The sequence below is a fragment of the Pseudomonas sp. MYb541 genome, from assembly GCF_037479595.1.
GTDB lineage: Bacteria > Pseudomonadota > Gammaproteobacteria > Pseudomonadales > Pseudomonadaceae > Aquipseudomonas > Aquipseudomonas canadensis.
In genome coordinates this window covers 58431-83463 of record NZ_JBBGYS010000018.1, presented here as the reverse complement: position 1 = coordinate 83463, position 25033 = coordinate 58431, and the positions used below count along the sequence as shown (strand labels likewise).

28 protein-coding genes and 1 tRNA gene are annotated in these 25033 nt (G+C 59.6%); 19 read left to right on the top strand and 10 right to left on the bottom strand.

The window, feature by feature from the left end; all coding sequences use genetic code 11:
* The first annotated feature begins 9 nt into the window (after window positions 1-9).
* Window positions 10-972, top strand: a complete 963-nt coding sequence (locus WH299_RS13330; RefSeq protein ID WP_339550468.1) for a MucB/RseB C-terminal domain-containing protein — start codon at window positions 10-12, stop codon at window positions 970-972.
* A 234-nt stretch (window positions 973-1206) separates the two neighbouring features.
* Window positions 1207-2646: a DegQ family serine endoprotease gene (locus tag WH299_RS13325; RefSeq protein ID WP_028619342.1), complete on the top strand. Its 1440-nt coding sequence runs from the start codon at window positions 1207-1209 to the stop codon at window positions 2644-2646.
* A gap of 66 nt (window positions 2647-2712) precedes the next feature.
* Here the strand turns inward: WH299_RS13325 and WH299_RS13320 are convergent, their stop codons facing one another.
* Window positions 2713-4146, bottom strand: coding sequence for a M48 family metalloprotease (locus WH299_RS13320; protein WP_016975171.1), 1434 nt, complete (start codon window positions 4144-4146; stop codon window positions 2713-2715).
* A gap of 94 nt (window positions 4147-4240) precedes the next feature.
* On the opposite strand from WH299_RS13320, the gene WH299_RS13315 reads away from it, so the two are divergent.
* Both WH299_RS13315 and WH299_RS13310 read left to right on the top strand, forming a co-directional pair.
* The gene (locus WH299_RS13315) at window positions 4241-4480 is read left to right on the top strand and encodes a sulfurtransferase TusA family protein (RefSeq protein WP_028619344.1); all 240 of its coding nucleotides are present in this window, start codon (window positions 4241-4243) and stop codon (window positions 4478-4480) included.
* Between the two features lie 31 nt (window positions 4481-4511).
* Window positions 4512-5582, top strand: coding sequence for an AI-2E family transporter (locus WH299_RS13310; RefSeq protein WP_033902651.1), 1071 nt, complete (start codon window positions 4512-4514; stop codon window positions 5580-5582).
* A 161-nt stretch (window positions 5583-5743) separates the two neighbouring features.
* Here the strand turns inward: WH299_RS13310 and WH299_RS13305 are convergent, their stop codons facing one another.
* Together WH299_RS13305 and WH299_RS13300 are read right to left on the bottom strand one after the other, a co-directional pair.
* The gene (locus WH299_RS13305; protein ID WP_065928211.1) at window positions 5744-6217 is read right to left on the bottom strand and encodes a peroxiredoxin; all 474 of its coding nucleotides are present in this window, start codon (window positions 6215-6217) and stop codon (window positions 5744-5746) included.
* Window positions 6218-6227: 10 nt separating this feature from the next.
* The gene (locus WH299_RS13300) at window positions 6228-6788 is read right to left on the bottom strand and encodes a glycine cleavage system protein R (RefSeq protein WP_003172487.1); all 561 of its coding nucleotides are present in this window, start codon (window positions 6786-6788) and stop codon (window positions 6228-6230) included.
* A 273-nt stretch (window positions 6789-7061) separates the two neighbouring features.
* Between WH299_RS13300 and dapA the strand changes: the two genes are divergently transcribed.
* The 7 genes from dapA to hepT all read left to right on the top strand — a co-directional run bounded on the left by dapA (window position 7062) and on the right by hepT (window position 11706).
* Complete coding sequence (gene dapA, locus WH299_RS13295; protein ID WP_016975174.1) at window positions 7062-7940, top strand: 4-hydroxy-tetrahydrodipicolinate synthase; 879 nt, start codon at window positions 7062-7064, stop codon at window positions 7938-7940.
* Window positions 7941-7957: 17 nt separating this feature from the next.
* A complete protein-coding gene (bamC, locus tag WH299_RS13290) occupies window positions 7958-9073 on the top strand; it encodes an outer membrane protein assembly factor BamC (RefSeq protein WP_028619346.1) in 1116 nt (371 codons plus the stop codon).
* Between the two features lie 4 nt (window positions 9074-9077).
* A complete protein-coding gene (locus WH299_RS13285; RefSeq protein WP_123476389.1) occupies window positions 9078-9836 on the top strand; it encodes an MBL fold metallo-hydrolase in 759 nt (252 codons plus the stop codon).
* Window positions 9837-9863: 27 nt separating this feature from the next.
* Window positions 9864-10577 (top strand): phosphoribosylaminoimidazolesuccinocarboxamide synthase, encoded by a 714-nt coding sequence (gene purC / locus WH299_RS13280; RefSeq protein ID WP_028619348.1) that lies wholly within the window; start codon window positions 9864-9866, stop codon window positions 10575-10577.
* Between the two features lie 84 nt (window positions 10578-10661).
* Window positions 10662-10751 (top strand) — tRNA-Ser (locus WH299_RS13275).
* 120 nt (window positions 10752-10871) lie between these two features.
* Complete coding sequence (gene mntA, locus WH299_RS13270) at window positions 10872-11267, top strand: type VII toxin-antitoxin system MntA family adenylyltransferase antitoxin (protein ID WP_123476578.1); 396 nt, start codon at window positions 10872-10874, stop codon at window positions 11265-11267.
* Complete coding sequence (gene hepT, locus WH299_RS13265; RefSeq protein ID WP_122724885.1) at window positions 11257-11706, top strand: type VII toxin-antitoxin system HepT family RNase toxin; 450 nt, start codon at window positions 11257-11259, stop codon at window positions 11704-11706. Before mntA ends, hepT begins: the two co-directional genes overlap by 11 nt.
* A gap of 58 nt (window positions 11707-11764) precedes the next feature.
* On the opposite strand, the gene WH299_RS13260 is transcribed toward hepT, so the two are convergent.
* Entirely contained in the window at window positions 11765-12991 is a 1227-nt protein-coding gene (locus WH299_RS13260) for an MFS transporter (RefSeq protein WP_123476385.1), read from the bottom strand.
* A 282-nt stretch (window positions 12992-13273) separates the two neighbouring features.
* Between WH299_RS13260 and WH299_RS13255 the strand changes: the two genes are divergently transcribed.
* Window positions 13274-13522, top strand: coding sequence for a hypothetical protein (locus WH299_RS13255; RefSeq protein ID WP_123476383.1), 249 nt, complete (start codon window positions 13274-13276; stop codon window positions 13520-13522).
* Between the two features lie 67 nt (window positions 13523-13589).
* Here WH299_RS13255 and WH299_RS13250 read toward each other — a convergent pair whose 3' ends face one another.
* Window positions 13590-14528, bottom strand: coding sequence for a LysR family transcriptional regulator (locus WH299_RS13250; RefSeq protein ID WP_122724891.1), 939 nt, complete (start codon window positions 14526-14528; stop codon window positions 13590-13592).
* A 158-nt stretch (window positions 14529-14686) separates the two neighbouring features.
* Between WH299_RS13250 and WH299_RS13245 the strand changes: the two genes are divergently transcribed.
* From WH299_RS13245 to WH299_RS13235, 3 genes are all read left to right on the top strand, one after another.
* On the top strand, window positions 14687-16006 hold the full coding sequence (locus tag WH299_RS13245; RefSeq protein WP_323623939.1) for an MFS transporter: 1320 nt from the start codon (window positions 14687-14689) through the stop codon (window positions 16004-16006).
* A 13-nt stretch (window positions 16007-16019) separates the two neighbouring features.
* Window positions 16020-17249 carry a Zn-dependent hydrolase gene (locus tag WH299_RS13240; RefSeq protein WP_339550467.1) on the top strand — a complete coding sequence of 410 codons (1230 nt, stop codon included), beginning with the start codon at window positions 16020-16022 and terminating at the stop codon, window positions 17247-17249.
* An 87-nt stretch (window positions 17250-17336) separates the two neighbouring features.
* Window positions 17337-18365 (top strand): histone deacetylase family protein, encoded by a 1029-nt coding sequence (locus WH299_RS13235; RefSeq protein ID WP_339550466.1) that lies wholly within the window; start codon window positions 17337-17339, stop codon window positions 18363-18365.
* A gap of 44 nt (window positions 18366-18409) precedes the next feature.
* Here WH299_RS13235 and WH299_RS13230 read toward each other — a convergent pair whose 3' ends face one another.
* From WH299_RS13230 to WH299_RS13220, 3 genes are read right to left on the bottom strand one after another with little or no spacing between them, the layout of a single operon-like run.
* Window positions 18410-19090 carry a hypothetical protein gene (locus WH299_RS13230; protein WP_339550465.1) on the bottom strand — a complete coding sequence of 227 codons (681 nt, stop codon included), beginning with the start codon at window positions 19088-19090 and terminating at the stop codon, window positions 18410-18412.
* Window positions 19068-19397 carry a type II toxin-antitoxin system RelE/ParE family toxin gene (locus tag WH299_RS13225; protein ID WP_122724899.1) on the bottom strand — a complete coding sequence of 110 codons (330 nt, stop codon included), beginning with the start codon at window positions 19395-19397 and terminating at the stop codon, window positions 19068-19070. The genes WH299_RS13230 and WH299_RS13225 overlap by 23 nt, the downstream gene beginning before the upstream one ends.
* Window positions 19394-19798, bottom strand: coding sequence for a ribbon-helix-helix domain-containing protein (locus tag WH299_RS13220; protein WP_122724901.1), 405 nt, complete (start codon window positions 19796-19798; stop codon window positions 19394-19396). The genes WH299_RS13225 and WH299_RS13220 overlap by 4 nt, the downstream gene beginning before the upstream one ends.
* Before the next feature lie 206 nt (window positions 19799-20004).
* On the opposite strand from WH299_RS13220, the gene WH299_RS13215 reads away from it, so the two are divergent.
* Entirely contained in the window at window positions 20005-20907 is a 903-nt protein-coding gene (locus WH299_RS13215; RefSeq protein ID WP_122725480.1) for a LysR family transcriptional regulator, read from the top strand.
* On the opposite strand, the gene WH299_RS13210 is transcribed toward WH299_RS13215, so the two are convergent.
* A complete protein-coding gene (locus WH299_RS13210) occupies window positions 20899-21657 on the bottom strand; it encodes a substrate-binding domain-containing protein (RefSeq protein ID WP_126570107.1) in 759 nt (252 codons plus the stop codon). The two genes, WH299_RS13215 and WH299_RS13210, sit on opposite strands and share 9 nt — an antisense overlap.
* Window positions 21657-22961 (bottom strand): MFS transporter, encoded by a 1305-nt coding sequence (locus WH299_RS13205; protein WP_016975196.1) that lies wholly within the window; start codon window positions 22959-22961, stop codon window positions 21657-21659. The genes WH299_RS13210 and WH299_RS13205 overlap by 1 nt, the downstream gene beginning before the upstream one ends.
* 104 nt (window positions 22962-23065) lie before the next feature.
* Here WH299_RS13205 and WH299_RS13200 point away from each other — a divergent pair, with 104 nt between their 5' ends.
* The 3 genes from WH299_RS13200 to WH299_RS13190 all read left to right on the top strand — a co-directional run bounded on the left by WH299_RS13200 (window position 23066) and on the right by WH299_RS13190 (window position 24980).
* On the top strand, window positions 23066-23302 hold the full coding sequence (locus WH299_RS13200) for a hypothetical protein (RefSeq protein WP_339550491.1): 237 nt from the start codon (window positions 23066-23068) through the stop codon (window positions 23300-23302).
* Between the two features lie 170 nt (window positions 23303-23472).
* A complete protein-coding gene (locus WH299_RS13195) occupies window positions 23473-24195 on the top strand; it encodes a GntR family transcriptional regulator (RefSeq protein WP_122724907.1) in 723 nt (240 codons plus the stop codon).
* Entirely contained in the window at window positions 24192-24980 is a 789-nt protein-coding gene (locus WH299_RS13190; protein ID WP_068934923.1) for an SDR family oxidoreductase, read from the top strand. The genes WH299_RS13195 and WH299_RS13190 overlap by 4 nt, the downstream gene beginning before the upstream one ends.
* Window positions 24981-25033 lie beyond the last annotated feature (53 nt).

The following is a 25033-nucleotide window of genomic DNA, read 5'->3' as shown; positions in this document are numbered from 1 at the left end:
AGGAGCTCTATGCGAGCCATACCGCTCCTTACGCTTTTGCTCAGTGGTTGGTTTGCACTCCCCGCCCACGCCGATGAAGCCCAAGACTGGCTGACTCGACTTGGGCGTGCAGAGCAGCAGCAAAGCTTTCAAGGTACGTTCGTCTACGAGCGCAACGGTAGTTTTTCCACTCATGACATCTGGCATCGTGTCCAGAATGGTCAGGTCCGTGAGCGGCTTTTGCAGCTTGATGGTTCTGCTCAGGAAGTCGTGCGGCTGGATGGCCGCACCCAATGTGTCAGCGGCACCCTTGTCGCAGGCCTCGGCAACTCGCGTGATGCACCATCCCGTGCGCTGGATCCGCAAAAACTCAATCAATTCTACGAACTGGCCGTCATCGGAAAATCCCGCGTGGCCGGTCGTAATGCGGTGATCGTGTCGATCACGCCGCGTGATCAGTACCGCTACGGTTTTGAACTGCATCTGGATCGTGAGACTGCGCTGCCGCTCAAGTCCCTCTTGCTAAATGATCAAGGGCAGTTGCTGGAGCGCTTCCAGTTCACGCGACTGAACACGTCGGCATTGCCGGACGACCGCGAATTGCAGCCCAGCAACGAATGCACACCCATATCCGTCGCCAATGAAAAAGCACCCGAGGTGCCGTCTACTCAGACGTGGCATTTGGAGTGGCTACCGCCGGGCTTTCAGTTGACCAATACCAGCGCCCGCAAAGATACCCAGACCAAGGCAACAGTCGACAGCCTGATGTATGAGGACGGGCTGGCGCGTTTCTCCGTGTTCCTGGAGCCGATCAGTGATGCGAGTATCACGGAAACCCGCACTCAACTCGGCCCAACGGTGGCTGTGTCCCGTCGCCTCAATACGGTAGATGGCGAAATGATGGTAACGGTGGTAGGCGAAATCCCCATCGGCACCGCAGAGCGTATCGCGTTGTCGGTACGCGGTGAAAAAAAGCCAGTCGCCCAGCCGTGAGCCGTTAATCCTATGTTCATCCTGACGTTTCAATGTATTTGCATGCCAGGTTGGCTGTCGAGAGCATGAAATGTCTGGATCAGCATTTTCACTTGCAAAAATCTCTTATGTTTTTTATAGGTCAGGGCTTGTCGGCTCTGGCCTTGTTTTGTTCGCGGAACAAAGACGTCGGTCGCAGTTTCCGGCGTTTCTTGAACCCTGTCGCTCAACCCTGCTCGTCGTAACGGGAGCTGTATGTCGATACCACGTTTGAAGTCTTACCTATCCATAGTCGCCACGGTATTGGTGCTGGGTCAGGCCGTGTCCGCGCAAGCGGCCGAGCTGCCTGACTTCACCCAATTGGTTGAGCAGGCCTCGCCGGCCGTGGTGAACATCAGTACCACGCAAAAACTGCCGGATCGCAAAGTCTCCAACCAGCAGATGCCGGACCTGGAAGGCCTGCCGCCAATGTTGCGCGAGTTTTTCGAGCGTGGCATGCCGCAACCGCGCGCGCCCCGTGGTGGCGGTGGTGGCCAGCGTGAGGCTCAGTCCCTGGGTTCGGGCTTCATTATCTCGCCTGATGGCTACATTCTCACCAACAACCACGTGATTGCCGATGCCGACGAGATTCTCGTGCGCCTGGCGGATCGCAGTGAACTGAAAGCCAAACTGGTGGGCACCGATCCACGTTCCGATGTGGCCCTGTTGAAGATCGAAGGCAAGGACCTGCCGGTGCTGAAACTGGGTAAATCCCAGGACCTGAAGGCTGGGCAGTGGGTCGTCGCCATCGGTTCGCCGTTTGGTTTTGACCACACCGTGACCCAAGGTATCGTCAGCGCCATCGGCCGCAGCTTGCCGAACGAGAACTACGTGCCGTTTATCCAGACTGACGTGCCGATCAATCCGGGCAACTCCGGTGGTCCGCTGTTCAACCTGGCGGGCGAAGTGGTAGGCATCAACTCGCAGATCTACACCCGCTCCGGTGGTTTCATGGGGGTGTCGTTCGCTATCCCGATCGACGTCGCGATGGATGTTTCCAACCAGTTGAAAAGCGGCGGCAAGGTCAGCCGTGGCTGGTTGGGCGTGGTGATCCAGGAAGTGAACAAAGACCTGGCTGAATCCTTCGGTCTCGACAAGCCGGCCGGTGCCTTGGTCGCGCAGATCCAGGACGACGGCCCGGCTGCCAAGGGTGGCCTGCAAGTGGGTGACGTAATTCTGAGCATGAATGGCCAGCCGATCGTCATGTCGGCCGACCTGCCGCATCTGGTGGGTGCACTTAAGGCTGGCAGCAAGGCCAAGCTGGAAGTGATCCGCGAAGGCAAGCGTCAGACCGTTGAGCTGACGGTGGGTGCCATCCCTGAAGAGGGTGCAACCCTGGATGCCCTGGGCAACGCGAAGCCAGGTGCTGAGCGCAGCAGCAACCGCCTGGGCATTGCCGTGGCCGAATTGACCGATGAGCAGAAGAAATCCTTCGACCTCAAGAGCGGTGTGGTGATTAAGGAAGTGCAGGACGGTCCTGCCTCCCTGATCGGTCTGCAGCCAGGTGACGTCATCACCCACCTGAACAACCAGGCCATCGACAGCACCAAGCAATTCACCGATATCGCCAAGGCGTTGCCGAAGAATCGTTCGGTGTCGATGCGCGTGCTGCGTCAGGGCCGTGCAAGCTTTATTACCTTCAAACTCGCCGAGTAAGTCGGTAGAAACAAAAAGCCCCGCCTTCGTTAAACGAGGGCGGGGCTTTTTTTGTGGGCGAGAGGTTTAGCTCATCATCCCTTTGACCAGGCGTTCCTGCTCGATCAGCTCGCGTTGACGGGCGTCGATGCGCGACGACAGTGGGAAGTTGTTACCGGCGCGACGTTTGGCAAAGTCCAACTGCTGGATGGCCTGCTGGAAGTCACCCACCAGGGCAAAGTATTCGGCGCGGGCCTGGTGCAGGCCGATAATATTGCCGGATAAGCCGCGTGTCTCTGCAACCTGATACCAGACGTCCGGATCATCCGGACGAGATTTGAGCAAGCTGTCCAACGCCTTTTCCGCATCCGCGGTACGGTTCTGTTTGAGAAGAAGATCCACGCGTAGCTGATTCAGTGGGTAGTTGCCCGGATACTGAGTCAGCATTCGATCAGTACGTTGCTGGGCATCAGGCAGATGGTTGTTGTCTATCTCAAGTTGGATCAGCGCCAGGTTGTAGGTGATGTCGTTCGGCGCCTTGGCCAGTAACGCTGTCAGGTTTTCCCGTGCTTGCTTGAACTGAGAACCCTTGATCTGGGCGATAGCCAGGCCATAACGCGCCACATCGTTTTTCGGGTTTTCGTCCAACTGCGCCTGGAAGCGCTTGGCGGCGAGTCCTGAGGTGTCTTCGTATTGCAGCTGCACCCGTGCGCGAATCAGTTGATAACGCAGGCTGTCTTCCTTGCCGCCGGCTTTGGCCTGCTCGGCGCGGTTGCGGGTGTCGGCGATCCGCGACTCGGTCACTGGGTGCGTGAGCAGGAATTCCGGTGGCTTGGCGTCGAAGCGGTATTGGCGCATCAAGCGTTCGAACATGGTCGGCATGGAACGCGGGTCGTAACCGGCTTTTTCCAGGTTGAGGATGCCGATACGGTCGGCCTCTTGTTCGTTCTGACGGGAGAACCGGCGTTGTTCCTGGATAGCAGCGGCCTGGGTGCCGGCAATGGCGGCAATACCCGCGTCACCCGCGCCGGCTGCTGCGGCAATGATGCCGCCCAGCAACGCGGCCATCATCGGGATCTGCATGCGCTGCTGCGCTTCAACGCCACGGGCGAAGTGGCGTTGGGATAAGTGCGCCAATTCGTGAGCCAGTACCGAGGCGTATTCCCCTTCGGTCTGGGCGTTGAGGAACAGGCCGCCGTTGACGCCGACGATGCCGCCAGGCGCGGCGAAGGCGTTCAATTGCGGACTGTTGATCAGGATGAACTCCAGGCGCCGGTCATTGACCTGGCTGGTCTCTACCAATTTGTACACGCTGGTTTCGACGTAATCCTTGAGCTGCGGATCGTTGAGTTGCGAGACTTGGCCCCGAAGGTAAGCCAGCCAGGCGCGGCCCAACTGGTATTCCTGTTGTGGCGAGACAATGGCAGAACTGGCGTCGCCGAGTGACGGCAGGTCGTCAGCGAAGCCTGGGGAGGCCAGCAGGCAAGCCAGCGTCAGCAGGGTAGGGCGCAAAAAAGTCATGCACAAAGCCTTTCGACAAAGAGCTTACTGTAGCCGGACACTGAGCTTCGGACCAGATATTCTAAGCATCCCCGACGCTTGCCTGGAGTAAATCATGACCGACGCTGTAGCCTTTGATGCCGAACTCGATGCCAGCGGTCTCAATTGCCCGTTGCCTTTGCTCAAGGCCAAGCTGGAGCTCAATCGATTGGCCAGTGGCGCAGTGCTTAAGGTGATCGCCACGGACGCAGGCTCCCAGCGTGATTTTCGCACCTTTGCCAAGCTGGCCGGCCACACGCTGTTGCATGAAGACGACGCCGCCGGTGTGTACCGTTACTGGTTGCGCAAGGCCTGAACCGTTTGCCCCCACCCGCCGAGGTTGATTGATGTTCAAAGTGTTACGAGACTGGATCCAGCGCTACTTCTCCGATGAGGAGGCCGTGGTGCTGGCGGTCCTGCTGTTTCTGGCCTTTACGGCTGTGCTCACCTTGGGCGGCATGCTGGCGCCGGTATTGGCGGGGATGGTGTTGGCGTATCTGATGCAAGGCTTGGTCACCACACTGGAGCGCTTGCGCTTGCCAGGCGGAGCCGCCGTGGGCCTGGTGTTTGCCTTGTTCATGGGGCTGCTGGTGCTGTTTATCGTGGTAGTACTGCCGCTGCTGTGGCATCAGTTGATCACGTTGTTCAACGAGCTGCCGGGCATGCTCGCCAAATGGCAGTCGCTGTTGCTGCTGTTGCCGGAGCGCTACCCGCATCTGGTCTCGGACGAACAGGTGTTGCAGGCCATCGAAGCGGCACGCGGCGAGATCGGAAAATTCGGGCAGTGGGCACTGACCTTTTCCCTGTCCAGCCTGCCGTTGCTGGTCAACATCATGATCTACCTGGTACTGGTGCCGATCCTGGTGTTCTTCTTCCTCAAGGACCGCGCCATGATCGGCCGCTGGGTGCGTGGCTACCTACCGCGCGAACGTGCGTTGATTACCAGGGTGGCCGAGGAAATGAACCGGCAGATTGCCAACTACATTCGCGGCAAGGTCATCGAGATCATTATCTGCGGGGGCGTGACTTATATCGCCTTTATTGCCCTGGACCTGAACTACGCGGCCTTGCTGGCTTTGCTGGTGGGTATTTCGGTGGTGGTGCCGTATGTCGGCGCCGTGGTGGTAACGGTGCCGGTAGCCTTGATCGCGTTGTTCCAGTGGGGCTGGAGCGACCAGTTCATCTACCTGATGGCGGTGTACGGAATCATCCAGACCCTGGATGGCAACGTGCTGGTGCCGCTGCTGTTCTCGGAGGCCGTCAACCTGCACCCGGTCGCGATCATCTGTGCGGTGCTGTTGTTCGGTGGGCTGTGGGGGTTCTGGGGCGTGTTCTTTGCAATTCCGCTGGCGACGCTGTTCAAGGCGGTGCTGGATGCGTGGCCACGGCAGGAGCCTGTCGTCGCACCGCTGTTGTAACTGTGTAGCCTTCTGTGGTGAGCGGGCTTGCCCCGCGCTGGGCTGCGAAGCGGCCCTAATCTAGACACCGCATTCTTCCAGTTGAAACGCGCCGACAAGCTTTGGGGCGGCTTCGCCACCCAGCGCGGGGCAAGCCCGCTCACCACACAGCTCACTGCATTTCAGGCCTTGTTCAACGCCTGTGCCGCCGCCAGAACAGCATCCACATGCCCCGGCACCTTCACGCCTCGCCATTCCTGACGCAATACACCATCTTTATCGATCAGGAAGGTGCTGCGATCCACACCCAGGTATTCCTTGCCATACAGCTTCTTCAACTTGATCACATCAAACAGCTGGCAGACCGCTTCATCCTTGTCGCTGATCAGCTCGAAGGGGAATTCCTGCTTGCCCTTGAAGTTCTCGTGGGACTTCACGCTGTCCCGCGACACCCCAAACACTTCGGTGTTGGCCGCTTTGAATGCCGCGTACTGGTCACGGAAACCCTGGCCTTCAGTGGTGCATCCCGGGGTGCTGTCCTTCGGATAGAAGTAGATCACCACTTGCTTGCCCTTGAGGGCTGCAAGGCTGAAGGTCTGGCCGCTGGTGGCCTGTGCTTCGAAATCGGCTACGGGTTTGTCGATGACTACCGCCATGAAAACTTCCTTACATTGGGTTCTGTGGGCGCCATGGCTCGATCAGTGCGTCGAGGTTCAGGGCATCGGCGAAATCCAGGAACTGGTCGCGCAGCCAACTGATCTGCACACCAGCCGGCAAGGTCACGGTAAACGTGGCGTTCAGCATAGTGCCGCCAGTTTGTGGGGCCTGGTAGGTGTCGCAGGTCAGGTTCTCCAGCTCGACGTTGTGGTCGATGAAGAACTGGCACAGTTCGTTGACGATGTCCGAACGATAGGCCGAACTGACATACGCCACATAAGGCAGGGCCTGGGGACGATTCTCCAGGGCGGCACTGCGCACCACATTGACCGTGAAGTCATGCTTCTTGGCCAGGCCCGGCAGGCCGGTTTCCAGGCGCGCCAAGGCGTCCCAGGTGCCGGAGATCTGCAGGACCAGCGCGCTGCACTCGCCGTGGCGGGTCAGGCGGGAGGTCACGACGGCGCAGCGGTTTTCATGGCTGGCGCGGCACAGGACGTTGGTCAGCTCCATGGGGTTGGCGCCGAGGGCACTGATAACAAGGAATTGTTCGCGAACTGTGGGGGTGGACATGCAGCCTTCCTAAAACGATGAGCGGTCGATACTGTGCGGGCTGTATCGATCAAAGGATGAAGGGTAGCGAAAACCGTCGCCAAGGGATAGGAGGTGGCCTTTTCATTGCGTAATCGGCTTGATTTTACCGTGCTCCTGGGCAGGCTTTGGCCCAATGATGGCATTGCCCGTCGTTTAGTTGCGCCATAACGCATCCTCAGGCGGTACTTCGCTTGTGCAAGCATCTTGGCGCCAGTACCATTACGGCTCTCTTTTTCCGGCAGGAGCGGTTGCATGATTGCGGGCAGTATGGTGGCACTGGTCACACCCATGGATGCACAAGGTCATCTCGACTGGGACAGCCTGGGCAAACTGGTGGACTTCCACCTGCAAGAAGGCACCAACGCCATCGTGGCGGTCGGCACCACCGGTGAATCGGCCACCCTCGACGTGGAAGAACACATCCAGGTCATCGAATTCGTGGTCAAGCGCGTCGCGGGTCGTATTGCCGTGATCGCCGGTACGGGCGCCAACTCGACGCGTGAAGCGATCGAACTGACCAAGAACGCCAAGAAGGCCGGCGCCGATGCGTGCCTGCTGGTGACCCCGTACTACAACAAGCCGACCCAGGAAGGCCTGTACCAGCACTTCCGCGCCATCGCCGAAGCGGTCGATATCCCGCAGATCCTTTACAACGTGCCAGGCCGCACCGCGTGCGACATGAAGGCCGAGACCGTGATCCGCCTGTCCACCGTGCCGAACATCATCGGTATCAAGGAAGCCACCGGCGACCTGCAACGTGCCAAGGACATCCTGGCCGGCGTGAGCAGCGATTTCCTGGTTTATTCCGGTGACGATGCCACCGCCGTAGAGCTGATCCTGCTGGGCGGCAAGGGCAACATCTCCGTGACCGCCAACGTCGCCCCGCGCGCCATGAGCGAAATGTGCGCTGCCGCCATTGCAGGCGACGCCGTGACCGCCCGCGCGATCCACGAAAAGCTGATGCCGCTCAACAAGACACTGTTTATCGAATCCAACCCTATTCCCGTGAAGTGGGCGCTGACTGAAATGGGCATGATGCCGGACGGTATCCGTCTGCCGCTCACCCGTCTCAGCGAAGCCTGTCACGAACCGCTGCGACAGGCCCTGCGCCAGTCCGGCGTCCTGGTTTAATTGAGGAAGCACTACGCATGAAGCGATTGGCCGGACTTTCCGCACTTGCCTTGATTATCTCCAGCACCAGTGGCTGCGGTTGGATCTGGGGCCCGGAAGGCTACTTCCGTGACCGCGGTAGCGATTACCTGGAAGCCCAACCTACCAAACCGATGGAATTGCCGCCAGGCGTCAACGTCGCCAAGCGTCTTGACCCGTTGCTGCCGATCCCGCGCAACGTTGCCGACGACACCACCAAGGGTGAGTACGTGGTGCCGCGTCCGCAGCCGATCTCGGCCGTGGCGGATGCCAGCGACTACAGCCTGCAGAAGAGCGGTGATTCCCGCTGGATCGTGGCTCAGCGCCCACCTGCCGAAGTCTGGCCAGTGGCCGTACAGTTCTTCCAGGACAATGGTTTCCGCATCGACGAGCAGCGCCCACAGACCGGTGAATTCACCACCGCATGGCAGCAGGGCAGCGAGCTGTCCGCCACCATGGCCAAGCGCCTGCAGGCCGGTGGTGTAGCCGCCGACAGCGAAGCCCGCGTGCGTGTGCGCATTGAGCCAGGCGTGCAGCGTAATACCAGTGAAGTCTACGTGGTCAGCGCCGAGCGTCCGGCCGGCAGCACGGCCAATGTTGATTTCACCAACCGCTCGGTCAATACCGGCGTCGACTCGGCACTGGTCGACGAGATGCTGGCCAGCATGAGCCGTATCTCCGAGAAGGGCGGTTCGGTTTCCCTGCTCGCCGCACGTGATTACGACACCCCGAGCCGCGTCAGCCTCACCGAAGACGGCAGCGGCAACGTGGTGCTGAACCTGGGTGAAGACCTCGACCGTGCATGGGCCAGTGTTGGCCGTGCATTGGAGCAGGGCCCTTGGCGGGTAGAGGACATCAACCGCAGCCTGGGCCTGTACTACATCAACGTGGCTGAAAAGGCCGAGCGTAAAGATGAAGAGCCAGGTTTCTTCAGCAAACTGTTTGGCAGCCAGCCGACCAAGGAAGAAATCGAGACCCGTGCCGAGCGTTACCAGGTTCGTTTGAGCAAGGTTGGTGAAAGCGTGCAAGTCACCGTCGAGAAGAACATCAATACCGTTGCGCCCGCTGAAACAGCGCGCAAAGTATTGGGCGTGATTCAGGACAACTTGGGCTGATTCGATGCGTTTTGCCGTTCTCGGCAGCGGTAGCCAAGGGAACGGCACGCTGGTCGCACATGACGACACGTATGTGCTGGTGGATTGTGGTTTCTCGTTAAAAGAAACCGAGCGGCGCCTGCTGCGCCTGGGGGTACACCCCACGCAGCTGAGCGCGATTCTGGTGACCCACGAACATGCCGACCACGTGCATGGCGTGGGTTTGCTGTCTCGGCGCTACAATCTTCCGGTGTACCTCAGTCGCGGCACCTTGCGCGGGATGCGCAAACCTATTGAAGCCGCAGGTTTCCTGGCCGGTGGCGAGCAGCTGCAAATCGGGGCCTTGAGCATCGAGGTGATTGCCGTGGCGCACGACGCCCAGGAACCGACGCAATATGTCTTCAGTGATGGTGAGCGGCGCTTCGGCGTGCTCACCGACCTGGGTTCCTACTGCGCCAAGGTGCTGGACGGTTACCGGAACCTCGATGCCTTGATGATCGAGTCCAACCACTGCCGAGACCTGCTGGCTCGCGGTCACTACCCCTACTTCCTAAAGCAGCGGGTGGGCGGCGAACTGGGACATTTGAACAACCACCAGGCGGCGTACCTGGTGTATGAGTTGGGCTGGCAAGACTTGCAACACCTGGTCCTGGCCCACCTGAGCAGCAAGAACAACCTGCCGCAGCTGGCCCGGCAATGTTTTGTCGACACCCTTGGGTGCGACCCGGACTGGCTGCAACTGGCCGATCAAGATTCAGGGCTCGACTGGCGACACATCGCCTAGCCCACCATTTAGCAAGCGGAGCCCATCATGGAAAAACGTGAAGAACTCTACCGCGGCAAAGCCAAGTCGGTGTACAAGACCGACGACGCCAACCGCCTGATCCTGCTGTTTCGCAACGACACCTCGGCGTTCGATGGCAAGCGCATCGAACAACTTGACCGCAAAGGCATGGTGAACAACAAGTTCAACGCCTTCATCATGCAGAAACTCGAAGAGGCCGGCATTCCGACCCAATTCGACAAACTGCTGGGCGACAACGAGTGCCTGGTCAAGAAGCTCGACATGATCCCGGTTGAGTGCGTCGTGCGTAACTACGCCGCCGGCAGCCTGGTCAAGCGTCTGGGCGTGGAAGAGGGGCTCAAGCTCAACCCTTACACCTTCGAGCTGTTCCTGAAGGACGACGCCAAGGGCGACCCGTTCATCAACGAATCCCACGTCGTGGCGTTCGGCTGGGGCACCGCTGAGCAGCTCGCACGCATGAAGGAGTTGTCCCTCAAGGTCAACGAAGTCCTGAGCAAACTGTTCGACGACGCAGGCCTGCTGCTGGTGGACTTCAAACTGGAATTCGGCGTGTTCCACGACGGCTCCATCGTCCTGGGCGACGAATTCAGCCCGGACGGCTGCCGCCTGTGGGACAAAGACACCAAGAAGAAGATGGACAAAGACCGCTTCCGCCAAGGCCTCGGTGACGTCATCGAAGCCTACGAAGAAGTCGCCAACCGTCTGGGCGTACCGCTTTAATCGACGCAAGCATCTGATAGCACGGAAAAAAATCTCGTTTCGAGCTTTGCTTTCCTGAGTCACACTGTTATGATGCGCGCCGTTGGAGAGATGCCAGAGTGGCCGAATGGGACGGATTCGAAATCCGTTGTACCTTCACCGGTACCTAGGGTTCGAATCCCTATCTCTCCGCCATTATTGAATAATGAAAAACCCCCGATAACCTAAAGGTTGTCGGGGGTTTTTTGTTTGGGGCAGAAATTTGAAGATGAATTCTGCTACGGTCATTCATCGGGTGGCATCATGGGTCGCAACATGAACATTGAAGCAGTGTTGGCGCATTTATTGGCGAGTGTCCCTGATCTGATGGCCGTCTATATGTTTGGCAGTCAAGCGACGGGTGAGGCGAATGCCGACAGCGATCTGGACCTGGCAGTGCTTGCTGCTGGCACAGTGGAGCCGCTACTGCTGTGGCAGATAGCGGGAGAACTCGCTGATATTGTGGCGGTGCCCGTCGATTTGCTGGACCTGCGCGCGGCGTCCACGGTCATGCAATATCAAGTAATAACAATTGGGCGTCGGCTCTGGAACAAGGACAGTCAGGCGGGTATTTTCGAGAGCTATATCCTCAGTGAAAAAACCGCGCTGGACACTGCAAGAGCTGCGCTTTTGGCTGATATTCAGCAGAAAGGAAAAGTGCATGGTCGATGATGTGCTCATCAACAAAGCCTCGAGCATTGAGCGCTGTGTGGCTCGCGCTCGCGAGGAGTACGACAAGGATCCTGCCAGTTTCGCGACTGACTTCACCCGACAGGACGCGGCGATTCTCAACATTCAGCGTGCCTGCGAAGCTGCGCTGGATATGGGGCAGCATTTGATCCGTCGTGAGCGGCTAGGCGTCCCCCAGGGCGCACGCGACGTGTTTCAATTGCTATCCCAAGGTGGGTGGGTGAGCCCGTCCCTGTTGACCAACCTGAAGAACATGGTCGGTTTTCGCAACATCGCCGTTCATGAGTATCAAACCCTTCAATTGCCGATCACAGTTGCGATCATCACTCAGCATCTAGGGGATTTTCTGGCGTTTAGCTCATTTATCCTGACTAAGGACGCAAGTCAGTCAGGTGCCACCACAGATACTCATCCCAATTAAACGAAAAAAGCCTGCTGAGCTCAACACTCAGCAGGCTTTTTAGTAAGTACTTGTTTGGTCAGGCAGTCTGCGCCGCCAAGCTATTGCTGACATTACGGCCCAACACCAGCACCGTCACAAAACCCACGCCCACCAACGCCGTCGCCAGGCTCAACAGCACCGAGCTGCCCATCTGGTCGACGATACGCCCGCCAAAGAACGACCCCAGCGCAATGATCACCTGGAACAGCGCGACAAACAGCGGCATACCACGTTCCACATCCTTGGGCGCTACGACAAACATCCAGATACTGGCGCAAGCCGGGAAGGCGCCGAAGGCGAACCCCCAGAGTGCGATCAGCATGGCGGCGCCGGTCAGGCCGGTGGCGAAGTAGGGGAACAGGGCAGTGCTGGTGCCGATCATCAGTGCGACCAGCAGCAGGGTGTAACGCACACTGCGGTTGGCGGCGAAGCCAGCGAAGATGTTACCTGCCACACCTGCAATGCCAAACATCAGCAGCAGCGAGCCAATAGTCGGGCCATCGAAGCCGGAGCTGTTCTTGAAGAAGGGGGCGACGTAGGTGTACGCGGCAAAGTGCGCCAGGCCGATCAGCAATACCGCGATCAAGCCGACCCGGGCCCGTGGGTTGATGAACAACGCCGGCAGGTCGCTGACGAGAATGGCTTTTTCCGGTTTGAGCGTTGGCAGCAGGAGAACTTGCGCCAACAGCACCGGCAGGCCCACCAGCGCGGTGACCAGGAAGGTCATGCGCCAGCCCATCAGGCCGCTGAGCCAAGTGCCGACGGGCACGCCGAGTACGGTGGCCAGTGTCACGCCCATCATGATGATCGAAGTGGCCTTCGCGACGTCCACGCCTCTGGGGGCCAGGCGGCCGCTGAGGGCGATGGCTGTTGCCCAGAAACCGCCGATGCTGATACCCAGCAATACGCGACCGAATAGCAGCAGGCTGAAATCACTGGCGAAGGCCACGACCATGTTGGCCACGATCATGATCAACGTCAGGCCGATCAGCAGGTAACGGCGATCCATAGCACCAATGATCACTGACAGCAAAGGGGCCGCCAGCGCGGCCATGATGCCGGGCAGGGTGACCATCAGGCCTGCGTGGCCAGCAGTGATGCCCAGGTCCGCAGCGACATCGTTGAGTACGCCCACCGGAAGGAACTCGCTGGTCACCAATGCAAAGGCGCCCACGGCGACCGAGAGGATCGCCAACCACTGCTGTTTGACGCTCTGTTGATTATGTTCGGGAAGGCCGCGGGGGGCCTGGCTGGCACTTGGCATAGTGTTGGGTTCCAGGATGAACGTCGCCTGAAGCCAGGCGAGGGGGAGGGAATTAGGACGCGATTATAGGAATCAGTGCTGAAAATCGGGCAGGCGCTCGTTTCGATAGTAATCATCAGTGCTATCGATGCGACGCTCTAGCACGCACTACGTAAGCCATACCCGTTTCATACAGACTTCCCCAGCGTTGCCTACAGGCAGCGCATTGCAGTGGCTCCGGCAACTGATTACTTTGTGGTAGCGCACTCGATCAGGCGCGTCCCACTGCAAAGGAGTTGCAGCATGAGCAAAAACACCAAGAAAACCTCGGGCAAGATCGCGACATTGGCAGCGCATACGCTCAACAGTCCAACCTCATCTGCCACTGCCAGAAGTCTTGCCGCTTCAGCGCTAGCCCAGAAAAGCACCGACAAGCAGACCAGCGCAGAGATGGAGGAGACGGCTGGCAAAGTGCTGGGCAGCGATAAATACAACGAAGACACGAAGGCGCTTGCGGCGTCGGTGCTTTCTCAGGCCAATAAAGCGCGTTGACGCGGAGTCACTTCGATTAGGTAGGGAAAGCCCCCGTGGTCTCATCAACCACGGGGGCCAGGTTCGCTCATCGCGCGAGTTTTTCAGAAAGACTTTCGATAAATACCGTTTCCGCCCGGCTCATCTTCTGTTCCCGGTTCCACAGCAGATGGATATCCACGTCCGTAATGCCCTCGTCCGGCGGTAGCCGCCATAGCAGCCCGTTCTTCACATCCTCCGCCACCACATGGATCGGCAGGCAGCCCAGGCCGAAGCCGGCAATCACCAATCGCCGCACTTCTTCCAGGCTTGAAGACGACGCCACGATCCGACCGCTGAACCCTTGCTGATCCCGGAAAATCGTCAACGGCGAGAGCATCCCGCCAATCTGGTCGCTGGTAAAACTGACGAAGTTCTCAGATTGCAGGTCCCCCTCCGCCAAACCGATGCGCCCGAACAATGGATGGTGTCGCCCACAAAAAAACGCATAACGCTGGCGCAGGAACAGGTGTTGTTCCAGGCGTGGCTGCGGCCGACGGTTGAGGCTCAGACCCAGGGTCGCGGTTTTTTCCAGGAGCGCGGCGACGATATCCGAGCTGCGCATTACCTCGACTTCCAGGTCGACCCGAGGATGTTCACGATGAAAATCCGCCAGAAATTCGTCGAAGGTGTCCGAGTTGATCCGACTGATCATCAGCAATCGCACTTTACCGATCACCTCATCACCCGGTTTTTGCAGGGCATTGCTCATCTGCGACACCTGGCCGTACATCTCGCCGGCGATGGCGAAGATCTGCTCACCGGCCTCCGTCAACACAAATCGCGGACCTCGACGGACGATGAGCTGGCAGTCGAGTTGTTCTTCCAGTCGCTTGAGCGCCTGGCTGATTGCTGGCTGGGTCAGATGCAGGCGGGCGGCGGCGCGGCTGATGCTCAGCTCTTGGCCGATCACACGGAAGGTGCGCAGCAGGTTCCAGTCCAGGCGGTCGTTGAGCAAGGGATGAATGTCGCGGCGGGGTTCGGGCATGGCGCAGCTCGATAATAAGCAGAATTTATAATTGGAATAATAAATAGAAAATTGACTAATCATAGCCCCGCGACGATAAATCACCCTCAACAAGCGCCATCAGAGCGCATGCGTTCGACCTTTCTCCTGCCAAAAAAATAACCAAAGGAGCCAGCCCCATGAAGCCTTCCGCTTCGCCCCAGCCTCGCCGTGCTGCGGCCGCCGCTTTTATCGGCACCATGATCGAGTGGTACGACTTTTACATCTACGCCACTGCCGCAGCGCTGGTGTTTGGCCAACTGTTTTTCCCCTCCGAAGACAAACTCTTCAGCACCATGGCGGCGTTCGGCACCTTTGCCGTAGGTTTCTTCGCACGGCCGTTGGGCGGCATTGTGTTCGGGCACATCGGTGACCGGATCGGCCGCAAGAAATCCCTGGTGATCACCCTGGTGATGATGGGCGTGGTGACCGTGTGTATCGGTCTGCTACCAACCTATGCGCAGATCGGTGCCGCTGCGCCGGTGCTGCTGATCCTGCTGCGCGTGGTGCAGGGTATTGCCGTTGGCGGCGAGTGGGGCGGTGCGGTGTTGATGGCGGGCGAGCATGCGCCGAAAGGTCGGCGCAACTTCTTTGCTTCCTTCGCGCAATTGGGCAGCCCGGCTGGGCTGATCCTGTCGCTGCTCGCGTTCAGTGCGGTCACCCGTCTGCCGGAAGAAGAGTTATTGAACTGGGGCTGGCGCGTGCCGTTCCTGGCCAGTGCGTTGCTGTTGGTGGTCGGCCTGGCGATTCGCCTGGGCGTGAATGAGTCGCCGGAATTTCTTGAAGACAAAGCCTTGGCGGAAAAAGCGCGAGCGATCAAGAAAGACCAGGCGCCTGTCATAGAGGTGCTACGAACCGCCTGGCGCCCACTGCTGCTTTGCATCGGGGCCAACACCCTGGGCATTGCCGGCGTGTATTTCACCAACACCTTCATGATTGCCTACAGCACTCAGCAACTGGGCCTACCGCGGTCGCTGATTCTGGAGTGCCTTTTCTTTGTCGCCATCATCCAGTTCTGCGTCCAGCCGCTAGCCGCCTGGGTAGCGGAGAAGGTCGGCGCCACGCGTTTCCTGTGCGCAATGACGGTGCTGGCCATGGCCTCGCCTTATCCGATGTTCGTATTGGTCAGCAGCGGCCAGGCACCGTTGATCATCCTCGGTATTGCCCTGGCGGTGGTGTGCATGGCGTCGTTTTATGCGGTGATCGCCGGCTTCGTCAGTGGCCTGTTTGAAACCCGCGTGCGCTACACCGCGATCTCCCTGGCCTACCAGGTGTGCGGCGCGCTGGCGGGTGGTCTTACGCCGTTGATCGGCACCTGGCTGGCCCACGAATACCAAGGCCAATGGTGGCCGATGGCAGTGTTCTACAGCTTGATCGCGGCGGTCTCGCTGGTGTGTGTACTGGCGTTGTCGCGTCGGCATGCCACCGCCCACCGTCGTGAAATGGCCCATAGTGTTTGATGGAGTGTCTGTAATGTTGAAGATCAATGGCGAGCGACTGTGGGCCAGCCTGATGGCCATGGCCGAGATTGGTGCCACGGCACGCGGTGGCAGTTGCCGCCTGGCTTTGAGCGCCGAAGACCAAGCCGGTCGCGAACTGTTCAAGCACTGGTGCACGGCCGCCGGGCTGACTCTGAGCGTGGATGCCATCGGCAATCTGTTTGCCCGTCGTGCCGGTACGGACAAGGATGCGTCGCCAGTGATGATGGGCAGCCACCTCGACACTCAGCCCGAAGGTGGGCGTTTTGACGGTGTCTACGGTGTACTGGCGGGGCTGGAGGTGATCCGCAGCCTTGACGATCACGGGATCCAGACACGCAAGCCGCTGGAAATTGCGGTATGGACCAATGAGGAGGGCGCCCGTTTTACGCCAGCCATGCTCGGCTCGGCGGTATTCACCGGCACCCTGGCACTGGATAAGGCCCTGGCCACTGCCGATGTCGATGGCATCAGTGTGGCCGAGGCTTTGCGTGCTACTGGCTACGCCTGCTCACGCCCGTTGGGCGGCGCCGTGGATGCGTATTTCGAAGCGCATATCGAGCAGGGCCCTATTCTTGAGGACAACGCTAAAAGCATCGGTGTGGTCACCGGCGGGCAGGCGATTCGCTGGCTGGATGTGCGCGTCGAAGGCATGGCTGCCCACGCCGGCACTACGCCGATGCTGCTGCGTAAAGACGCCTTGTATGGCGCCGCGCAAATGATCCAGGCCCTGGAGAAACTGGCGGCGGATTTTGCCCCCGAAGGCCTGACCACCGTGGGTGAACTGAGCATCGCCAAATCGTCGCGCAACACTATTCCTGGCCTATTGAATTTCACCGTCGACCTGCGTCATCACCGCGACGTCGATATCCACGCCATGGAACAGCAAGTGCGCCAACAACTGCAGGCCATCGCCGAGCAACGCGGGCTGTCCGTGACCGTCAGTCCACACTGGATCAGCCCGGCCACACCGTTCGACGCCGACTGCGTCGCCTGCGTGCAAGCCGCTGTGGATGCCCTGGGTTACAGCCAGCAACGCATTGTCAGCGGCGCCGGTCACGACGCCATCCACCTGGCGCGCTATTGCCCGACTGCGATGATCTTCATCCCTTGCGTCGGCGGCCTTAGTCATAACGAAGCCGAAGACGTGTTGCCCGAGGACGTGCGCCAGGGCACCGACGTATTGCTCAACGCCGTGTTGAAGCGCGCCGGCCAAGCGACCTGAACACTCATATTTCAAGCCTGACCGGATTCAAATGTGGGCGCAGGCAAGCCAGCTCCCACAGGTTCCGTGTTCACCCAGGAGCATCTCATGCGTACATTTTTTCATCCCGAGCAACTTTTGCATCATCCGCGCAGCTACTACTCCCGTGGTCAGATGCGCACGCCGCAGGAGGTTCCCGAGCGTGCCCGCAACCTGCTGTTGGCCGCGCAAACCTTGGGTTTCGACATCCAGCAGCCGCAGGACTACGGCCTCGATCCATTGCTGGCCGTACATGGTGCGCCTTACCTGGCTTTCCTGCAGGAGGCCCACCAACGCTGGAAGGAAATCCCCGAAGACTGGGGTGACGAAGTCATGTCCAACATCTTCGTGCGCGAACCCAACGCCCTGCGCGGCATCCTTGCCCAGGCTGCGCGCTACCTGGCGGATGGCAGTTGCCCAATCGGCGAGCTGACCTGGCGCTCGGCCTACTGGTCGGCCCAGAGCGCCGTTGCGGCCGCCAAGGATATTCTTGATGGCGCTCCGGCCGCCTACGCCCTTTGTCGCCCACCGGGCCATCATGCTCGCTACGATGCGGCAGGAGGATTCTGTTACATCAACAATGCTGCTGTAGCGGCGCAGGCATTGCGTCAAGGTTTCCAGCGCGTTGCCGTGCTCGACACCGACATGCACCACGGCCAAGGTATCCAGGAGATTTTCTACGACCGCGACGACGTGCTTTACGTCTCGATTCACGGTGACCCCACCAACTTCTACCCCGGCGTTGCCGGCTTCGCCGAAGAGCGCGGTAATGCAGCAGGTGAAGGCTTCAACCTCAACCTGCCAATGCCCCACGGTGCCAGCGAGGCGGTGTTTTTCGAAAAGGTGGAACTGGCGTTGGCGGCGGTGAAGAGCTTCTCGGCAGATGTGCTGGTGCTGTCACTGGGTTTCGATATCTACGAGTTGGACCCGCAGAGCAAAGTCGCCGTTACGCGGGAAGGGTTTGCGCGGTTGGGTGAGTGCATTCGTGGATTGGGCTTGCCGTGTGTGATCGTGCAGGAGGGTGGGTATCACCTGGAGACGCTGGATAGCAATGCGCAGGCGTTTTTTAATGGCCCGCAGGTTTGGGAGCTGTTTTAACCTGCGCACCGCCTCAACGTATGGATGAAGCGGTGGTGCGGTGTTTACGGCAAGGATTTACGTGTGTCGGGTACCAGTTCCAACACCCGGTCCCTGCCACCCTCGGCCAGCAGATAGGTCCCTCGACTGGTTGGCACAATCGACTGCGGCGCCTTCAGGAACGACAAGATCGTCTGTTGGCGCCCCTGCTTGTCTATCAGTAACAACCTCGCTCGGTGCGTGAAGTCCTCATTGACCCATAACCCGCGCTCATCGCACATCAAAAACGTCGGTTTGTTCAGGTCGGCCAGCACGTCGGGATCGCTGCCGTCTTCTGTTAGCTCACGTACCACACCTTTTTTCTTCTCGGTGTAGAGCATGCGCCCGTCGGTGCAACGGACGACGGACTCGCCTTCCTGAATCTGGTCACGCAATACGGTCAGGGTCTGGTCGCTCCAGCGATAACGCAACAGTCGCCCGACAGGCTTGCGGTCCTCGATGGCATAGAGGTAGTCACCGTCATCCCACAGGCCCTGCACGTTCTCACCTCTGAACAGTTCGCTGACGACGCCATCCTTGAGAAAGCTCACGGGCAAATTAGCGAACTCCTGGCTGAACACCCAACCACCGCGTGTGGCGAACAGGCCGTCGGGTTTGGAGAGCTTGCTCACCATCACATCACGCGTTCCATCCTTGAGGATGCGCACGATGCTGCCCTTGGCGTCATCGAGTTCCTGACTCCCCATCGCCCTGCAACAATGCCGCGTAGTCTTGCCCACCGTAAAACACTCCCAGGATCGACACTGTTTCGGTCGCGGGGTCCGCCGTGAACGCAATGGCGGTGGTGCGTCGATAGTGCGTGATACGTAAGTGGGTCAGCAGGTCGTCACGTCGAATTCCGCGCAAGGGAAACAGGCAAAGGTTTTCGCAGTAGCGGATGAGGTTGTCGATAAAGCGTGCAGCTACAACGGGGGAACCGGCATCGCTGATGTAGTCTTCAAGGGCGTCGAGTTGCGCCAACGCTTCAGGCGAAAAGGCTACCGTGTAACTCACGCTTTCCCGGTGCCTTGTCGCTGACGCTTGGCTGCCATGTGTTCTCGAACCTGTTCGACGGACAGCGCGCGCTCGGGCTCGGCCTTGAGGGCTGCCGCAGCTGGGATCACCTCGTCCCGCAGCCAGTCTTCCATAGCGCGATCACGGGCCAGCAAGACCCTCAGGCCGTCGCGGATCACTTCACTTTCGGATGCATATTCACCGGCTGCGACTTTGGCTTTGACCAGGGCAGCCATTTCGATTGGCAACGTAATGCTCATTTGCTGGGTTGAGCGCATGTGGAAGTCCGCCGAAGGAGAGTAGGATTCAATCCTACTTGACCATTGGCGTGATGCAAGAAGCAACTGATCGATGCCGATATCCGGCGACTCGTCGTCTGTCCAGAAGTGATAGGTTTCCATGCGTGCTACAGCTCCCGTTGTTTAGGTCAGGTCGCAAGTATTGACCCATTTAGAGAACTGCGTGGTCGCATAAACCCAATAACCCACTGATATGTATGACTTCATATTTGTAGCAGGGTTATTACAACAAGCCGGTCCCGGCATGCATGGCGCGCCATCGGCTCCCATACGATAATGCCTGCCACCTCGACCACATTGGCCTTCCCGTGATCATCAACTTCGACCTCAACGACCTCCAAGCCTTCCGCGCCGTGGTAGACAAGGGCAGTTTTCGCGGTGCCGCCGAAGCTATCCGAATCTCGCAGCCGGCCCTCAGCCGGCGTATCGAAAAGCTCGAGACCGCCTTGGATGTGAAGCTGTTCGAACGCACCACGCGGCGCGTCAGCTTGACCATGGTCGGCCGCGCTTTCCTGCCTCAGGTCGAGCGCATGCTCGATGACCTCGACGTGGCGCTCATGGGCATCAGTAATGTCGCGTCCACCCGCATGGGTAATGTCACCATCGCCTGCGTGCCGTCCACCGCGTACTATTTCATGCCCCATGTGATCTCCGAATTCCACAAGTTGTATCCGAAAATTCGCCTGCGGGTGCTGGATGCCAGTGCCGGTGAAGTGTGCAATGCGGTGGAAAGTGGCGAGGCGGATTTCGGCGTGAGTTTCAGCGGCAGTCTGGCCGATGAAGTGGAGTTTGAACTGCTGCTGCAGGAGCGCTATGTGCTGGCCTGTCGCCGCGATCACCCCCTGGCCCAGCGTGACAGCGTGAGCTGGTCGGAGGCCTACGAACACGACTACATCACTGTGGACAAGACCTCTGGTAACCGCTTCCTGCTCGACCAGGCGTTGCGTGGCGTGCGGGTGAAAAAGCCGAGTATCTGCGAGACGCACCACGTAACGACGATGATCGGGCTGGTGGAGGCGGGATTGGGGGTGGCGATGGTGCCCTCGATTGCCATGCCGGCGGGCGAGCACCCGATCTTGGTGAGTGTGCCGCTGGTGGAACCGCAGGTGATGCGCAATGTGGGCTTGATAAAACGCCGCGGGCGGACCTTGCCGCCAGCGGCGCTGGAGTTGGAGCGATTGGTGCGGGAGATGCCGTTTCGGTCAGCGTGACACCGAGTCCAGGCCGGTGGCTTGCACCACCGGTTGCGCCTGGGGCGACGCCAGGTACTGCAACAAGGCCTTGGCCTGTTCAGGGTGTTCGGCATTCACCGGGATACCGGCGGCGAACCGCGTCACCGATTGCACGTCTTCCGGGATCTTGCCGACGTAGGTCACACCCGGCACTGGCAGCAATTCCGCGACCTGCTGCAGGCCCACTTCGTAGTCACCCTTGGCGACCTGTTCGGCCACCGGCAGGCGTTCGATCATGGTGCCCTTGGCCGGCATGCCGAGCTTCTTGAACAACTCCTTCTCGACATACACACCGCTGGCGCTGTCCGAGTAAGCCACGGATTTGGCCTTGCTCAGCACGGCTTTCAGTTCGGCATCAGTACCGATTGCAGGTTTGACCGCACCGGCCTTCACCACCAGGCCGATGCGCGAGTCCGCCAGTTCCACGCGGGAGGCCGGGTCGACCTTGCCTTGTTTGATCAGGTCATCCAGGGCGTAGCCGACCATGATCACCACGTCGGCGTGTTCGCCACGGGCGAGACGGTTGGGAATCGCTTCCGGCGCCTTGCCCATGGACGGACCCAGAATGGTGTCGAGGCTGTCACCGCTTTGCTTGGCGTACTGCGGGCCAAGCAGTTTATACGCGGCGGTGAAGCCACCCGATGTCATCACCTTGAGCTGTTCGGCCTGGGCCGACAGCGCCAGGGCGCCGAGGGCCAGGGCCGTCAGGGTCTTAAGCAACGGCTTCATCATGCCGCCTCCTGCATGACCTGGCCACGGGTGTTGGCGCGACGGTACAGCGCGAGGGTCGAGCACAGCGCGCAGGCTGCGGCGAACATCATCCAGTAAGCGGGCGAGGCTTTGTCTTCGGTGATGTGGATGAACCAGGTGGAAATCGCCGGGGTAAAACCACCGAAAATCGCGGTCGCCAGGCTGTATGCCAGGGAGAAACCCGCCACACGCACTTCCACCGGCATGATTTCGGTCAGGGCCGGGATCATGGCGCCGTTGTACATGCCGTAAAGGAAGGAGAACCACAGCAGGGTTTCCAGCATGTGGGCGAAGCTTGGGGCATTCACCACGTAGGACAGCGCTGGATAAGCGGTCAGAACCGTCAGTACGGTCATGGCGATCAGCACCGGCTTGCGGCCAAACCGGTCGCTCAGCGTGCCGCCGATCGGCAACCAGACAAAGTTCGACACCGCCACCAGCAGGGTCACCAGCAGGGCGTCGGAGGTGCTCAATTGCAGCACGGTCTTGCCGAAGGTCGGTGCGTACACGGTGATCAGGTAGAACGCGGTAGTGGTCATGGCCACCATCAGCATGCCGCCGATCACCACAGTCCAGTTCTTCACCAGGGTTGCCAGCACTTCACGCATGGTTGGGCGATGCTTGCGGTTGGCGAACTCTTCGGTTTCCTGCAGGTTGCGACGTAGGATGAAGATAAACGGGATGATCACGCAGCCGATGGCGAACGGAATGCGCCAGCCCCAATCGGCCACCACGGCGGGTTCCATCCATACGTTCAGGCCATAACCCAGTGCGGCGGCGACCACGATGGAGATCTGCTGGCTGCCCGACTGCCAGCTGGTGTAGAAGCCTTTGCGACCAGGCGTGGCCATTTCTGACAAGTAAACCGATACACCGCCCAGTTCTGCGCCGGCCGAGAAGCCTTGCAGCAGGCGACCGAGCAGCACCAGCAATGGAGCCCACAGGCCAATGGTGTGATAACCCGGCACCAGCACGATCAGCAGCGTGCCGCTGGCCATGATCGACAGGGTCACGATCAGCCCTTTGCGGCGACCGACGTCATCGATATAGGCACCCAGGATGATCGCGCCCAATGGACGCATCAGGAAGCCCGCGCCGAACACGGCGAAGGTCATCATTAATGACGCAAACTCATTAGCGGCAGGGAAGAACGCGGCAGCGATGTAGGTGGCATAAAAACCGAACAGGAAGAAGTCGAACTGTTCGAGGAAATTGCCCGAAGTCACGCGGAAAACCGCGCCCACTTTCGAGCGGGCAGAGTCGGGTCGGGTAGGGCTAGTCATGATTTTGTGTCTCCAGCGTTCTTTTTAAAGTGCTTGTTTCGCCTAAGACCGAGAATAGTGGCTGACACATTTAGAAATGATAAGTGACAAATTTGGATAGATTGATGTGCATTGACTATCAATCGGTAGCGCGGTCAAAAATACGTTCGCTGTTCTATGCTGAAGGTGTGACCAATTCTTACGGATGGGAGGTGGCGATGACTGATCAACAGAAACGGCGGGACGAGCGGGAGCTTGAGCAACCCCGGCAGCGTGAGGAAGAAAAACCCCAGACCTGGAAGCATCCCGATGATGGGACGGAGCTTTCCGAGCGGGATCAGGAACGTCCGCTAAAACCCTGAGCGCACACCCACCATAGGAGCCGGCTTGCCGGCGATGGCGCATTCAAAATTGCCATCGCCGGCAGGCCGGCTCCTACATTTTTAATGCACGCGGTGGGGGAAACTATTTGACATATTTGATTTGTGATCACATATTGAGGCCATAAGAACGACAACACAGGTTTTGCCTCATGACAGATGGTCCGCTCCTCCTGCCCACCCTGCGCCAGGTGTCCCGCGATACCTTGCAAGACCAGGTCTACCGCCAGATCCGCGAAGCCCTGATGAGTGGCCGTTTCCAACCTGGCCAGAAACTCACCATCCGCGGCCTCGCCGAGGCCCTCGGTTCCAGCCCGATGCCGGTGCGTGAAGCCCTGCAACGCCTCAGCGCTGAAAACGCCTTTGAAGTCACCGAAACCTCCCGTCTGCGCGTGCGCCTGATGACGGTCGACCGCCTGCGTGAAATCCGTGATGCGCGGGTCGCCCTTGAAGGCTTGCTCGCCGAAAAGGCGGTGCTGCTCCTGCAGAAAGCCGACCTCGATGAAATCACCGATCTCTGCCAGCAGATGCAACACGCCGCCGACGAAGTCGACGTGTCCCGCTACCTGTGGACCAACTTCGCGTTTCACCGGCGCATTTACGCCGTGGCCCAGGCCGAGTTGACCATGGCCGCCGTGGAAAACTTCTGGCTGCACATGGGCCCGTGCTTCGCGCTGGTCGCCCCGGATAAAGCTCACCTGCAACGCTCGATGGAAGCGCACACGCGCATCGTCGAAGCGCTGGCTGCGCGCGACGGCGCCGGCGCACGCGCAGCGGTGACCGATGACATCATGCAGGCCGCCGACTCCCTGGCGCGTCTGCTCGTCAAGAACGACCGTTCGCGGTCGTCTGTTTCAGGAGGTAAACGTGCATGAGTGTCCTACAACGGCTGCAGCCTTATCCTGGGTTACGTGTGTTGATTTCCGGCGGGGCTGCCGGCATTGGTGAAGTGCTAGCGGCGGCGTATCTGGAAGCCGGTGCCCAGGTGCATGTGTGTGATGTGAGCGAGCCGGCCCTGGCCGCGTTCCGCGACAAATACCCAGGCACCGTCGCCACCCGCGCGGATGTCAGTGATGCCGCGCAGATCGAGGCGGTGTTCAAGGTGCAGCGCGAGCGTTTCAGCGGCCTCGATGTGTTGGTCAACAATGCCGGGATCGCCGGGCCTACCGGCGGCATCGATGCGATCAGCGACGCCGAGTGGCAAGCCACCATCAACATCAATCTCACCGCGCAATACCGGTTTGCCCACCACGCCGTGCCGATGCTCAAGGAATCGTCCCACGGCCATCTGTTGCATATCGCCTCGGTGGCGGGGCGCTTGGGCTACGCCTGGCGCACGCCGTACGCGGCGACCAAATGGGCGATCGTCGGCTTGATGAAATCCCTGGCCTCGGAGCTGGGCGAGAGCGACATCCGCGTCAACGCCTTGCTGCCCGGCATCGTCGAAGGCCCACGCATGGACGGCGTGATCCGCGCGCGTGCCGAACAGGTCGGCGTGCCCGAAGCCGAAATGCGCCAGGAATACCTCAACAAGATTTCCCTCAAGCGCATGGTCACCGCCGAAGACGTGGCAGCCATGGCTCTGTTCCTCTGTTCGCCCGCCGCACGCAACGTGACCGGCCAGGCGATCAGCGTCGACGGTAACGTCGAGTACCTGTAAGCCACGGAAGAACACATCGCGCTGCACCCAGGATTTTTTTCATAAGAATAAAA

Bases quoted from the DNA above. Each gene is read 5' to 3' on its own strand.
- WH299_RS13310 (WP_033902651.1), top strand. From the start codon at position 4,512: ATGTTCAAAGTGTTACGAGACTGGATCCAGCGCTACTTCTCCGATGAG.
- WH299_RS13330 (WP_339550468.1), top strand. From the start codon at position 10: ATGCGAGCCATACCGCTCCTTACGCTTTTGCTCAGTGGTTGGTTTGCA.
- WH299_RS13190 (WP_068934923.1), top strand. From the start codon at position 24,192: ATGAGTGTCCTACAACGGCTGCAGCCTTATCCTGGGTTACGTGTGTTG.
- WH299_RS13235 (WP_339550466.1), top strand. From the start codon at position 17,337: ATGCGTACATTTTTTCATCCCGAGCAACTTTTGCATCATCCGCGCAGC.
- WH299_RS13320 (WP_016975171.1), bottom strand. From the start codon at position 4,146: ATGACTTTTTTGCGCCCTACCCTGCTGACGCTGGCTTGCCTGCTGGCC.
- WH299_RS13255 (WP_123476383.1), top strand. From the start codon at position 13,274: ATGAGCAAAAACACCAAGAAAACCTCGGGCAAGATCGCGACATTGGCA.
- WH299_RS13250 (WP_122724891.1), bottom strand. From the start codon at position 14,528: ATGCCCGAACCCCGCCGCGACATTCATCCCTTGCTCAACGACCGCCTG.
- WH299_RS13305 (WP_065928211.1), bottom strand. From the start codon at position 6,217: ATGGCGGTAGTCATCGACAAACCCGTAGCCGATTTCGAAGCACAGGCC.
- mntA (WP_123476578.1), top strand. From the start codon at position 10,872: ATGAACATTGAAGCAGTGTTGGCGCATTTATTGGCGAGTGTCCCTGAT.
- WH299_RS13200 (WP_339550491.1), top strand. From the start codon at position 23,066: ATGTGCATTGACTATCAATCGGTAGCGCGGTCAAAAATACGTTCGCTG.
- WH299_RS13300 (WP_003172487.1), bottom strand. From the start codon at position 6,788: ATGTCCACCCCCACAGTTCGCGAACAATTCCTTGTTATCAGTGCCCTC.
- WH299_RS13315 (WP_028619344.1), top strand. From the start codon at position 4,241: ATGACCGACGCTGTAGCCTTTGATGCCGAACTCGATGCCAGCGGTCTC.
- WH299_RS13285 (WP_123476389.1), top strand. From the start codon at position 9,078: ATGCGTTTTGCCGTTCTCGGCAGCGGTAGCCAAGGGAACGGCACGCTG.
- bamC (WP_028619346.1), top strand. From the start codon at position 7,958: ATGAAGCGATTGGCCGGACTTTCCGCACTTGCCTTGATTATCTCCAGC.
- WH299_RS13325 (WP_028619342.1), top strand. From the start codon at position 1,207: ATGTCGATACCACGTTTGAAGTCTTACCTATCCATAGTCGCCACGGTA.
- purC (WP_028619348.1), top strand. From the start codon at position 9,864: ATGGAAAAACGTGAAGAACTCTACCGCGGCAAAGCCAAGTCGGTGTAC.
- hepT (WP_122724885.1), top strand. From the start codon at position 11,257: ATGGTCGATGATGTGCTCATCAACAAAGCCTCGAGCATTGAGCGCTGT.
- WH299_RS13260 (WP_123476385.1), bottom strand. From the start codon at position 12,991: ATGCCAAGTGCCAGCCAGGCCCCCCGCGGCCTTCCCGAACATAATCAA.
- WH299_RS13245 (WP_323623939.1), top strand. From the start codon at position 14,687: ATGAAGCCTTCCGCTTCGCCCCAGCCTCGCCGTGCTGCGGCCGCCGCT.
- WH299_RS13195 (WP_122724907.1), top strand. From the start codon at position 23,473: ATGACAGATGGTCCGCTCCTCCTGCCCACCCTGCGCCAGGTGTCCCGC.
- WH299_RS13230 (WP_339550465.1), bottom strand. From the start codon at position 19,090: ATGGGGAGTCAGGAACTCGATGACGCCAAGGGCAGCATCGTGCGCATC.
- WH299_RS13220 (WP_122724901.1), bottom strand. From the start codon at position 19,798: ATGGAAACCTATCACTTCTGGACAGACGACGAGTCGCCGGATATCGGC.
- dapA (WP_016975174.1), top strand. From the start codon at position 7,062: ATGATTGCGGGCAGTATGGTGGCACTGGTCACACCCATGGATGCACAA.
- WH299_RS13205 (WP_016975196.1), bottom strand. From the start codon at position 22,961: ATGACTAGCCCTACCCGACCCGACTCTGCCCGCTCGAAAGTGGGCGCG.
- WH299_RS13240 (WP_339550467.1), top strand. From the start codon at position 16,020: ATGTTGAAGATCAATGGCGAGCGACTGTGGGCCAGCCTGATGGCCATG.
- WH299_RS13210 (WP_126570107.1), bottom strand. From the start codon at position 21,657: ATGAAGCCGTTGCTTAAGACCCTGACGGCCCTGGCCCTCGGCGCCCTG.